Source organism: Micromonospora sp. NPDC047730 (genome assembly GCF_043204765.1).
In the GTDB taxonomy this organism is placed as follows: domain Bacteria; phylum Actinomycetota; class Actinomycetes; order Mycobacteriales; family Micromonosporaceae; genus Micromonospora.
In genome coordinates, this window is the sequence record NZ_JBIDCU010000022.1 from 86,836 (window position 1) to 97,874 (window position 11,039).

Below are 11,039 nucleotides of genomic sequence, written 5' to 3' on the forward strand. Positions count from 1 at the left end.
CGCCTCGGCCGTCCCCCGCCGCGGCCGGGGAGATCCACACCACCCCGGCCCGCTCCGCCCCGCGCGGCGTCTGGAGCCGTCTCTTCCGGCGGCGATAGGGTAGGCCGACCGACCTCGACCATCCCATGATCCGACCCGGGGGGCGCCACGCATGGGCGATTCGTTCGCGCATCTGCACGTGCACACGGAGTACTCGATGCTCGACGGTGCGGCCCGGCTGAAGGACCTCTTCGCCGAGGTCAAGCGGCAGGGCATGCCGGCGGTGGCGATGACCGACCACGGCAACATGCACGGCGCGAACGACTTCTACAAGCAGGCGATGGCCGCCGGGGTCAAGCCGATCCTCGGCATCGAGGCGTACGTGGCGCCGGAATCACGCTTCCACAAGCAGCGGGTGCGCTGGGGCAGGCCGGAGCAGAAGAGCGACGACGTCTCCGGCAGCGGCGGCTACACCCACATGACCATCTGGGCGCGGAACAAGACCGGCCTGCACAACCTCTTCAAGCTGACCAGCCGGTCGTACACGGAGGGGTTCTTCGTCAAGTGGCCGCGGATGGACGCGGAACTGCTCGCCGAGAACGCCGACGGGTTGATGGCGACCACCGGCTGCCCCTCCGGGGAGGTGCAGACCCGGCTGCGCCTGGGCCAGTACGACGAGGCGCTCAAGGCCGCCGCGCGGTACCAGGAGATCTTCGGCAAGGAGAACTACTTCCTGGAAGTCATGGACCACGGCATCAGCATCGAACGCCGGGTCCGCCAGGAGCTGCACGACATCTCCCGCAAGCTGGACATCCCGCCGGTGGTGACCAACGACTCGCACTACACGCACGAGGCCCAGGCCGAGGCGCACGACGTGCTGCTCTGCGTGCAGACGGCGGCGAACGTCGCCGATCCGAACCGGTTCCGGTTCGACGGCAGCGGCTACTACATCAAGTCCGCCGACGAGATGCGCGCCGTCGACAGCTCCGACCTCTGGCTGGAGGGCTGCCGCAACACCCTGCTGGTGGCCGAGAAGGTCGACCCCGCCGGGATGTTCGAGTTCCACAACCTGATGCCGCGCTTCCCGGTCCCGGAGGGGGAGACCGAGGAGTCCTGGTTCCGCAAGGAGACCTTCGCCGGGCTGGCCCGGCGCTACCCCGGCGGCATCCCCGAGGGCCACGTCAGGCAGGCCGAGTACGAGCTGGGCGTCATCATCCAGATGGGCTTCCCGTCGTACTTCCTCGTGGTCGCCGACTTCATCCAGTGGGCCAAGAACCAGGGCATCGCCGTGGGCCCCGGCCGCGGTTCGGCCGCCGGCTCGCTGGTGGCGTACGCGCTGGGCATCACCGACCTCGACCCGATCCCGCACGGCCTGATCTTCGAGCGGTTCCTCAACCCCGAGCGCGTCTCGATGCCGGACGTCGACATCGACTTCGACGAGCGCCGGCGCGGCGAGGTCATCAAGTACGTCACCGACAAGTGGGGTGAGGACAAGGTCGCCCAGATCGCCACCTTCGGCACCATCAAGGCGAAGGCCGCGATCAAGGACTCGGCCCGGGTGCTCGGCTACCCGTACGCGGTCGGCGACCGGATCACCAAGGCGATGCCCCCGGCGGTGATGGGCAAGGACATCCCCCTGGAGGGCATCTTCGACCCCAAGCACCCCCGGTACGCCGAGGCCGGCGAGATCCGGGGCATGTACGAGGCCGAGCCGGACGTCAAGAAGGTCATCGACACCGCCCGGGGCATCGAGGGGCTGATCCGGCAGACCGGCGTGCACGCCGCCGGCGTCATCATGTCCGCCGAGCCGATCATCGACCACATCCCGCTGATGCGCCGGGACTCCGACGGGGTCATCATCACCCAGTTCGACTACCCGACGTGCGAGTCGCTCGGGCTGTTGAAGATGGACTTCCTCGGCCTGCGCAACCTGACCATCATCGACGACGCGGTGAAGAACATCCAGCTCAACCACGGCAAGGAGCTGGACCTGCTCGGGTTGCCGCTGGACGACAGGGCCGCGTACGAGCTGCTGGCCCGGGGCGACACCCTGGGCGTGTTCCAGCTCGACGGCGGGCCGATGCGCTCCCTGTTGCGGATGATGAAGCCGGACAACTTCGAGGACATCTCCGCCGTCCTCGCCCTGTACCGACCAGGCCCGATGGGCGTGGACTCGCACACCAACTACGCGCTGCGCAAGAACGGCCTCCAGGAGATCACCCCGATCCACCCGGAGCTGGAGGAGCCGCTGCGGGAGATCCTCGCGCCCACCTACGGCCTGATCGTGTACCAGGAGCAGGTGCAGCGCGCCGCGCAGATCCTCGCCGGCTACACCCTCGGCCAGGCCGACCTGCTGCGGCGGGCGATGGGCAAGAAGAAGAAGGAGATCCTCGACAAGGAGTTCATCCCGTTCCGGGACGGCTGCCGGGAACGGGGCTACTCGGACGAGGCGATCCAGAAGGTCTGGGACGTGCTGGTCCCGTTCGCCGGCTACGCCTTCAACAAGGCGCACTCCGCGGCGTACGGCCTGGTGTCGTACTGGACCGCGTACCTGAAGGCGCACTACCCGGCCGAGTACATGGCGGCGCTGCTCACCTCCGTCGGCGACGACAAGGACAAGATGGCGCTCTACCTCTCGGAGTGCCGCCGGATGCGCATCCAGGTGCTGCCCCCGGACGTGAACACCTCCGCCGGGCCGTTCACCCCGGTCGGCAAGGAGATCCGGTTCGGTCTCGGCGCGGTACGCAACGTCGGGGCGAACGTGGTCGCCGCGATCATGCGCTGCCGGGAGGAGAAGGGCGACTACGCCGACTTCTACGACTTCCTCTCGAAGGTCGACGCGGTCGTCTGCAACAAGAAGACCATCGAATCGCTGATCAAGGCCGGGGCGTTCGACTCGCTCAAGCACTCCCGCAAGGCGCTGCTCGCGGTGCACGCGGAGGCGATCGACGCGTACGCCGACGTCAAGCGCAAGGAGGCCGTCGGCCAGTACGACCTCTTCGGCGCCGGCTTCGGCGACGCGGACACCAGCAGCACCACCGTGATGCCGGTGATCGGCGAGGGCGAGTGGGACAAGCGCGACAAGCTCGCCTTCGAACGCGAGATGCTCGGCCTCTACGTCTCCGACCACCCGCTCTTCGGCCTGGAGCACGTCCTCGGCGCGGCGGCCGACTGCACGATCGCCGCCCTGTCGGAGGAGGGCACCGTCCCGGACGGGGCGGTGGTGACCCTCGCCGGCATCCTCTCCGGCGTGCAGCGCCGGGTCACCAAGCAGGGCCGGGCCTGGGCCTCGGCCACCCTGGAGGACCTGGCCGGCGGCGTGGAGACGCTGTTCTTCCCCAACACCTACGAGGTGATCGGGCAGTACATCGCCGAGGACGCCATCGTGGTGGTCAAGGGGCGGGTGGACCGGCGCGACGACACCCCGCGCATCATGGCGATGGACATGTCCATGCCCGACATCAGCAGCAACCCGGCGAGCAAGCCGATCACCCTGACCATCCCGGTGACCCGGTGCACGCCCCCGCTGGTGGAGCGGCTCAAGGAGACCCTGGTGCTGCACCCCGGCGACACCGAGGTGCACGTCAAGCTGCTCAACGGCAGCAAGGTCACCACGCTGCGGCTCGGCCCGTTCCGGGTGGCGGCCACCACCGCGCTGATGGGCGACCTGAAGAGCGTCCTCGGCCCCGCCAACGTGAGCTGACGCCGCCAGGGCCGGCGCCGGGGCCGCAGGTGCGGGATTGGCCGTCCCGGTACGCGCCGCGGGTGACTAGCGTCGGCGGTGTGGAGATCGCACAGGCGCAGAAGCTGTGGCAGCCGCAGCCGGGTTGGCTGAACACCGCCAGCTACGGGCTGCCACCCGACCCGGTGTGGGACGCGGTGCAGGGGGCGCTGGCCGACTGGCGGACCGGGCGTACCTCCTGGGAGGGCTGGGGCGAGGCGACCGAACGGTCCCGGGCCGCCTTCGCCGGCCTGGTCGGGGTGCCGGCCGCCGACGTCACGGTCGGCAGCACCGTCTCCCAGTTGCTGGCCCCGGTCGCCGCCGCGCTGCCCGCCGGCGCGACCGTGGTGGTGCCGGAGGTCGAGTTCACCTCCAACCTCTTCCCCTGGCTGGTGCAGGCCGAGCGGGGCGTCCAGGTGCGCACCGTGCCGCTGGCCGGGCTGGCCGACGCGATCGACGCCGGCACCGACCTGGTCGCGTTCAGCCTGGTGCAGTCCGCCGACGGCACGATCGCCGCGTACGACGAGATCGTCGCGGCGGCCCGTGCGCACGGCGCGCTCGTCGCGGTGGACGCCACCCAGGCGTGCGGCTGGCTGCCGTTCGACGCGAGCCGAGCCGACGTGGTCGCGGTCGGCGCGTACAAGTGGCTGATGTCGCCGCGCGGCTCCGCCTTCGCCTACCTCGCCCCGGCGCTGCGCGAGCGGCTGCGCCCCGACGCCGCCGGCTGGTACGCGGGCAGCGACCCGCACGCCTCTTACTACGGCCCGCCGCTGCGCCTGGCCGACGACGCCCGCCGGTTCGACATCTCGCCGGCTTGGTTCAGTTGGGTCGGTACGGCCCCCGCGTTGGAGTTGGTCGCGGAGATCGGCGTGCCCGCCGTGCACGCGCACGACGTCGCGTTGGCCAACCGGTTCCTCGCCGGCCTGGGCCGGCCGACGGGCGACAGCGCGATCGTCACCGTGGAGGTGCCCGGCGCGGCGGAGCGGCTGGAGCGGGCCGGGGTCCGGGCGGCGGTCCGCGCCGGCCGGGTCCGGGCGTCCTTCCACGTCTACTCCACGGTGGACGACGTGGACCTCGCCCTGGACGCGCTCACCGGCTGAGCCGGGCGCGCGCCCAGGGCGAGGGTCAGCGCCGGCGGGCCGTCACTTGGCGCCGGTGATGATCCCGGGGTTGATGCAGAGTCCGGGGTTGCTGCCGTTACGCTCGGCGATCTCCAGGCACCGCGACACCTTGTCGACCTTCGCGTTCGTCTCGGTGATCTGCTTCTGGATGGCGGCGTTCTTCCGGTCCTGCTCCAGGTTTCGGGTCTGGGCGAGCTTGTCCTGGAAGGCCTTGATGTTGCCCTCGGTCTTGTCGTCGTGGTTGACCCGGGTGATCGTGACCGACAGGATGTCGACGTCGCTGGAGAGCCGCGTCTCCGCGCTGGCCTTGATGCTCTCGGCGAAGGGCTTCAGGTCCACGTTCAGGTTGCCGGTGTTCGCGTCGATCTTCTCCAGCGGGTTGTACGTGGCGAAGGCGTCGTTGACGGCGCTGTCGAGCTGGACGCCCACCCGCTGACCCCGGAAGCTGTCGAAGTCGCCCTTGTAGTCCATGAACTGCTTCGGCGCGTTCTCCGGCCTGACCTGCCACTCGACGAGCACCTCGACGCAGGCGTCGGCGAGCGTGCCGGTGCGGACCCGGACGCAGTTCTCGCCGCCGATGTGGTCGTACTTCTGCCGGCCGGCGTCCCACTCGCCGACCTTCTGCCACGGGGCGACCCACTTCAGGCCGGAGCCGGTGACCTTGCCCGTCGGCTTGCCGAAGCTGGTGACGATCCCGACCGAGCGGATCGGCACGGAGTGGGCGCTGGAACCGACGACGAACACCACCACGCCGACGAGGCAGCCGAGCGCCGCCAGGGTGGCGGTTCGCTTCGCCGAGCTGGCGCGCGCGCCGAGCGCGAGCGCGCCGGAGATCGCCAGACCGGCGGCGAAGATGATCGCAACAGTGAAGCCGAAGGGCATTCGCTCGGCACCTTTCACGGGAGGGGGCCCATGACACTAGGGCCGCCGGTCAAGACGGTGCGGAGGTGGCGGCCGTGGGCCGTCCACATGCCGGTGGTAGGTGTCGGGCTGGACAGCGAGATCCGTCGATGCGAACCAGCGGGGCTGTCGGGCGGAGGGTGGAGGTCCCGCACGGCCAGCCGTCCCGGAATATGGCTCCCATCGACATAGCTCGACCTCTGGCGCCGCCGTAGGTTTCCAGCACGCGACGGCCATGTGACCGCGGTCACCGACCCGGCCGTCGCGACACCTGCGAAGGAGTAGGCGATGGCCGGGCAAGCGCTCCTGTCGGCTCGCGGGCTGACCCGCGACTTCCGGGGCTTCCGGGCGGTCGACGGCGTCGACCTCGACATCGCGGCGGACAGCGTGCACGCGCTCGTCGGCCCGAACGGCGCCGGGAAGACCACCCTCTTCAACCTGCTGACCGGGTTCCTGCAGCCCAGCGGCGGCCGGATCGAGCTGGCCGGCCGCGACGTCACCGGGCTGCCGCCCGAGCAGGTCGCTCGGCTCGGCGTGGCCCGGTCGTTCCAGATCACCAGCCTCTTCCCGCAGCTGTCCGCGCGGGAGCACGTCGAGCTGGCGTTGCAGAGCCCGAGCGGGCTGGGCTGGCGGTTCTGGCGCTCGGCGAAGCTGATGCGCCGCTACACCGACCGGGCCGGCGAGCTGCTCGACATGGTCGGGCTGGCCGAGCTGTCCGAGGCCCCCGCCGAGGCGCTGGCGTACGGGCGCAAGCGGGCGCTGGAGCTGGCCATCGCCCTCGCGCTGGACCCGAAGGTGCTGCTGCTCGACGAGCCGACCGCGGGCATGGGCCTGGAGGACGTCGACCGCACCGTCGACCTGATCGCGCGCGTCCGGCAGGGCCGGACCGTGGTGATGGTCGAGCACAACATGAGCGTGGTCGGGCGGCTCGCCGACACCGTCACCGTCCTGCAGGCCGGCAAGGTCCTCGTCGAGGGCCCGTACGAGCAGGTCCGCGCCGACGAGCGCGTGATCACCGCATACCTGGGAGCCGCTGATGCTGCGCATTGAGAACCTGTCCGCCTGGTACGGCGAGGCGCAGGTGCTGCGGGAGGTCAGCCTGGACGTCTCCGCCGGCGAGGTGGTGACCCTCGTCGGGCGAAACGGGGCTGGCAAGTCCACCCTGCTGCGCTGCGTGATGGGCCTGCACACCGGCCAGCGCGGCACGGTGGAGCTGGACGGTCGGGACGTCGGGAAGCTGCCCGCGTACCGGCGGGCGCGGCTGGGGCTCGGCTGGGTCCCCGACGACCGGGGCAGCTACGCCACGCTGAGCGTCACGGAGAACCTCACCCTGCCCCCGACGGTCGGCCCCGACCCGTGGCCGCTGGAGCGGGTGTACGAGGCGTTCCCCGCCCTCTACGAGCGACGGGACTCGGCCGCCACCATGCTCTCCGGCGGCGAACAGCAGATGCTCGCCCTCGCCCGCGTGTTGCGGATGGGCGCCCGGCTGCTGCTCTGCGACGAACCGACCGAGGGGCTCTCGCCACTGCTCGTGCAGCAGGTCGGCGACCTCCTGCGCGAGGCCAAGCGGCACGGGGTGACCGTGCTGCTGGTCGAGCAGAACCTGCACTTCGCCACCGGCGTCGCCGACCGGCACTACCTGCTGGCCGAGGGACGCATCGCGGAGGCGATGGAGAACTCCGAGGTGCAGTCGCGGGAACGCGAGCTGCTGTCGTACCTCGGCATCTGATTTTTCGATTTCGACGACCCGCGCGCCGCGCGGGGGTGGAGGGATGAGCATGCGTAGGACGGTGGGTGTGGCCGCCGCGTCGGCGGCGGCGATGGTGCTGGTCGCCGGATGCGGCGGCGGTGGTCCCCAGTCGGGTGGGGACCAGAAGCTGACCGGGGGCAAGATCGTGCTGGGCGTGCTGAACGACCAGTCGGGTGCGTACTCCGAGCTGTCCGGCAAGAACTCGGTCAAGGCCGTCGAGATGGCCATCGCCGACTTCAAGGCGAAGCACGGCGACAAGGCGGTGACCGGCGACATCACCGTGGAGACCGCCGACCACCAGAACAAGCCCGACATCGCCAACAGCAAGGCCGCCGAGATGTTCGACCGCAAGGGCGTCGACCTCATCCTCGACGTGCCGACCTCCTCGGCCGCGCTCAAGGTCGCCGACGTGGCGAAGGAGAAGAAGAAGCTCTACTTCAACATCGGGGCGGCCACCACCGACCTGACCGGCAAGAGCTGCAACAAGTACACCTTCCACTACGCGTACGACACCTACATGCTGGCCAACGGCACCGGGAAGACCACCACCGAGCAGGTCGGGAAGAACTGGTACATCCTCTACCCGAACTACGCCTTCGGCCAGGACATGGAGAAGAGCTTCTCGAGCGCGATCACGGCGGCCGGTGGGACCGTCGTCGGCAAGGACGGCGCGCCGTTCCCGAACACCAGCGGCGACTACTCGACGTTCCTGCTCAAGGCGCCGACGCTGAACCCGAAGCCGCAGGTGCTCGGCACCATGCAGGCCGGCGCCGAACTGGTCAACGTGGTCAAGCAGTACAACGAGTTCAAGCTCCGGGAGAAGGGCGTCGGGCTCGCCGTGGGCCTGATGTTCATCACCGACATCCACTCGCTGACCCCGGCCGCGCTCGCCGGCACCACGTACACCGACGCCTGGTACTGGAACTTCGACGCCAAGAACCGGGAGTTCGCCGACCGGTTCCAGAAGGAGACGGGCACCCGGCCGTCCTTCGCGCACGCGGCCAACTACTCCGCCGCCACCCAGTACCTGGAGGCCGCGCAGGCCGCCGGCACGGACGACGCCGACGCCGTGGTCAAGGAGTTGGAGGGCAAGACCGTCGAGGACGTCTTCCTGCGCAACGGCAAGATCCGCGCCGAGGACCACCGGGTCATCCACGACGCCTACCTCGCCCAGGTGAAGCCGCAGTCCGAGGTCAGTGAGCCGTGGGACTACGTCAAGGTCCTCAAGACCATCCCCGCCGCCGAGGCGTTCCGCGCCCCGTCGGCGGACTGCAAGATGTGACCAGGGCATGACCGGCTTCTTGCAGAACACGTTCAACGGGTTGGTGAGCGGGGCGTTCTACGCCCTGCTCGCCCTCGGGCTCGCGGTCATCTTCGGGATGCTGCGGGTGGTCAACTTCGCCCACGGGGCGTTCTACATGCTCGGCGCGTTCGGCGCGTACGTCCTGCTCAGCGAGGCGGGCGTGCCGTTCTGGGCGGCGTTGGTGATCATGCCGGTGGGGTTGGGCCTGCTCGGCATGGCACTGGAGCGGGCCTTCATCCACCGGCTCACCCGGCTCGACCCGCTCTACAACTTCCTGCTCACCTTCGGCCTCACGCTGATCCTCCAGGACCTGGTGAAGCTCCGCTACGGCGTGCAGTCCAGCCCGTACGAGACCCCGTCCGCGCTGAGCGGGTCGGTCGACTTCGGGCTCTTCGACTTCCCCACCTACCGGGTCTTCATCCTGGGCTTCGCGGTCGCCGTCTGCGTCGGCGTCTGGTGGGTGCTGACCCGCACCCGGATCGGCATGGTGGTCCGGGCGTCGACCGAGCGGGCCGAGCTGACCCAGGCGTTCGGCATCAACGTCGGCCGCTGGGTCACCCCGGTCTTCGGCTTCGGCATCGGCCTGGCCGCGCTCGCCGGGGTGCTGGCCGCGCCGATGCGGGCCGTGAACCCGCTGATGGGCGCCGACCTGATCATCGTGGTCTTCGCGGTGGTGGTGATCGGCGGGCTCGGCTCGATCTTCGGGTCCGTGGCCGCCGGCTTCGGCATCGGCCTGGTCCAGGCGTGGGGCGAGGCGTACCTGTCCGACTTCCCGATCGTGTCGCAGACGATCGTCTTCATCGTGATGGCCGCCGTGCTGCTCTGGCGTCCGGCCGGGCTGTTCGGCCGTGAGGAGGCACCGGCATGACGAGCACCGTCGACACCGCGACCGACGCCGGCCGCCCGGCGCCGAGATCCGGGCTGGTCGCCGTCACCCGGGCGCCCGGCTGGGTCCGGTACGCACTGCTCGCCGTCGGGCTGCTGGTGGCGTTCTGGCTGCCCAACGGGCTCTACCCGGCGGTGGCGGTGGACATCCTCTGCTGGGCGCTGTTCGCCGTCGCCGTGGACCTGCTGCTCGGCTTCACCGGGCTGATGTCCTTCGGGCACGCGGCCTTCTGGGGTGCCTCCGCGTACGTCACCGGGTTGGTGGCCATCCACGCCGGCCTGCCGTTCCCGGTGGCGGTGCTGGCCGGGGCGCTCGCCGCGGCCGTGCTCGCGGTGCCGATCGGCTACCTGGCCGTGAAGCGGACCGGCATCTACTTCGCCATGGTCACCCTGGCGTTCGCGCAGATGGTCTACTACGTGGCCAACGAGTGGCGTTCGGTCACCCGGGGCGAGAACGGCCTGCAGGGCGTGCCCCGCGAACTGTTCGGGTTGGACCTCACCGACGACTACTACTTCTACTACGCGATCCTGCCGATCGTGCTGCTCGGGCTGGCCGGCGCCTGGCGGATCGTGCACTCGCCCTTCGGCCGGGTGCTGGTCGGCATCCGCGACAACCCCGCCCGCGCCCGCGCGCTCGGCTACCCCGTGCACCGCTACAAGCTGACCGCGTTCGTGCTGTCGGGCTTCATCGCCGGGCTCGGCGGCGGGCTGTTCGCCGTCGGCCACCGCTTCGTCTCCCTCGACGTGCTGCACTGGACCACCTCCGGCAAGGCCGTCATCGTGGTGGTGCTCGGCGGGATCGGCACGCTCTGGGGCGGGGTGCTCGGCGCGGCCATCCTGGTCCGTCTGGAGGACTGGCTGTCGTTCTCCGGGTTCGAGGCGATCGGCCTGGTCACCGGCAGCATCTTCGTCCTCGTCGTGCTGGTGTTCCGGCGCGGCATCTGGGGCAGTGCCGCCGCCCTGGCCACGCGCTGGGTGGCAGCCCGCCGCCGGTGACCCCACGCGGGACGCGCATCAGCCGGCGCTCCCCATACCGCCCCTGACCGCCCACCCGCTCCCCGCCCACCCGCTCCCCGCCCACCCGCTCCCGCCCACCCGCTCCCCGCCCACCGCTCCCGCCCACCCGGTCGGTTGCCCCGCCCGCGCCGAGATCTTGGACAGTTGCCGTTCGCACCGAGCGGCAACTGTCCAAGATTCGGTGGCGGGTTGCGGCATGCGCCGACGGCCGGCACCCCGTGTCGGGGTGCCGGCCGTCGGTGTCGAGATGTGCCGCCGGGCGGCCCCCCGCCCGGGTGCCGGGCGGCGCTACCCCCTGTTGGTGGATGTGGGTGTGGGAGCGGGTCCAGGGTTCGGCGGCGAGGTCGGGGGGCGGCTGCGACC

The 11,039-nt window shown here is 70.5% G+C and carries 8 protein-coding genes; 7 read left to right on the forward strand and 1 reads right to left on the reverse strand.

All coding sequences use genetic code 11. From position 1 onward, the window contains the following. The first annotated feature begins 151 nt into the window (after positions 1 to 151). Positions 152 to 3,682 (forward strand): DNA polymerase III subunit alpha, encoded by a 3,531-nt coding sequence (dnaE, locus tag ACGF5G_RS31775; protein WP_393269644.1) that lies wholly within the window; start codon positions 152 to 154, stop codon positions 3,680 to 3,682. 80 nt (positions 3,683 to 3,762) lie between these two features. Beyond that, positions 3,763 to 4,800: an aminotransferase class V-fold PLP-dependent enzyme gene (locus ACGF5G_RS31780; RefSeq protein ID WP_393269646.1), complete on the forward strand. Its 1,038-nt coding sequence runs from the start codon at positions 3,763 to 3,765 to the stop codon at positions 4,798 to 4,800. A 42-nt stretch (positions 4,801 to 4,842) separates the two neighbouring features. Here ACGF5G_RS31780 and ACGF5G_RS31785 read toward each other — a convergent pair whose 3' ends face one another. After that, complete coding sequence (locus ACGF5G_RS31785; protein ID WP_393269648.1) at positions 4,843 to 5,703, reverse strand: SPFH domain-containing protein; 861 nt, start codon at positions 5,701 to 5,703, stop codon at positions 4,843 to 4,845. Between the two features lie 306 nt (positions 5,704 to 6,009). Between ACGF5G_RS31785 and ACGF5G_RS31790 the strand changes: the two genes are divergently transcribed. From ACGF5G_RS31790 to ACGF5G_RS31810, 5 genes are read left to right on the forward strand one after another with little or no spacing between them, the layout of a single operon-like run. Continuing rightward, the gene (locus ACGF5G_RS31790) at positions 6,010 to 6,771 is read left to right on the forward strand and encodes an ABC transporter ATP-binding protein (RefSeq protein ID WP_350685486.1); all 762 of its coding nucleotides are present in this window, start codon (positions 6,010 to 6,012) and stop codon (positions 6,769 to 6,771) included. After that, positions 6,758 to 7,450, forward strand: a complete 693-nt coding sequence (locus ACGF5G_RS31795; RefSeq protein WP_393269651.1) for an ABC transporter ATP-binding protein — start codon at positions 6,758 to 6,760, stop codon at positions 7,448 to 7,450. The genes ACGF5G_RS31790 and ACGF5G_RS31795 overlap by 14 nt, the downstream gene beginning before the upstream one ends. Positions 7,451 to 7,493: 43 nt before the next feature. Next, positions 7,494 to 8,753 (forward strand): ABC transporter substrate-binding protein, encoded by a 1,260-nt coding sequence (locus ACGF5G_RS31800; protein ID WP_357701467.1) that lies wholly within the window; start codon positions 7,494 to 7,496, stop codon positions 8,751 to 8,753. A 7-nt stretch (positions 8,754 to 8,760) separates the two neighbouring features. Then, positions 8,761 to 9,642 (forward strand): branched-chain amino acid ABC transporter permease, encoded by an 882-nt coding sequence (locus tag ACGF5G_RS31805; protein ID WP_357452299.1) that lies wholly within the window; start codon positions 8,761 to 8,763, stop codon positions 9,640 to 9,642. Beyond that, positions 9,639 to 10,655 (forward strand): branched-chain amino acid ABC transporter permease, encoded by a 1,017-nt coding sequence (locus ACGF5G_RS31810; RefSeq protein WP_393269656.1) that lies wholly within the window; start codon positions 9,639 to 9,641, stop codon positions 10,653 to 10,655. Before ACGF5G_RS31805 ends, ACGF5G_RS31810 begins: the two co-directional genes overlap by 4 nt. The last annotated feature ends 384 nt before the right edge of the window (positions 10,656 to 11,039 follow it).

Coding starts and splice junctions, on each gene's coding strand:
- ACGF5G_RS31785 (WP_393269648.1), bottom strand. CDS start 5,703: ATGCCCTTCGGCTTCACTGTTGCGATCATCTTCGCCGCCGGTCTGGCG.
- ACGF5G_RS31800 (WP_357701467.1), top strand. CDS start 7,494: ATGAGCATGCGTAGGACGGTGGGTGTGGCCGCCGCGTCGGCGGCGGCG.
- ACGF5G_RS31810 (WP_393269656.1), top strand. CDS start 9,639: ATGACGAGCACCGTCGACACCGCGACCGACGCCGGCCGCCCGGCGCCG.
- ACGF5G_RS31805 (WP_357452299.1), top strand. CDS start 8,761: ATGACCGGCTTCTTGCAGAACACGTTCAACGGGTTGGTGAGCGGGGCG.
- ACGF5G_RS31795 (WP_393269651.1), top strand. CDS start 6,758: ATGCTGCGCATTGAGAACCTGTCCGCCTGGTACGGCGAGGCGCAGGTG.
- ACGF5G_RS31790 (WP_350685486.1), top strand. CDS start 6,010: ATGGCCGGGCAAGCGCTCCTGTCGGCTCGCGGGCTGACCCGCGACTTC.
- dnaE (WP_393269644.1), top strand. CDS start 152: ATGGGCGATTCGTTCGCGCATCTGCACGTGCACACGGAGTACTCGATG.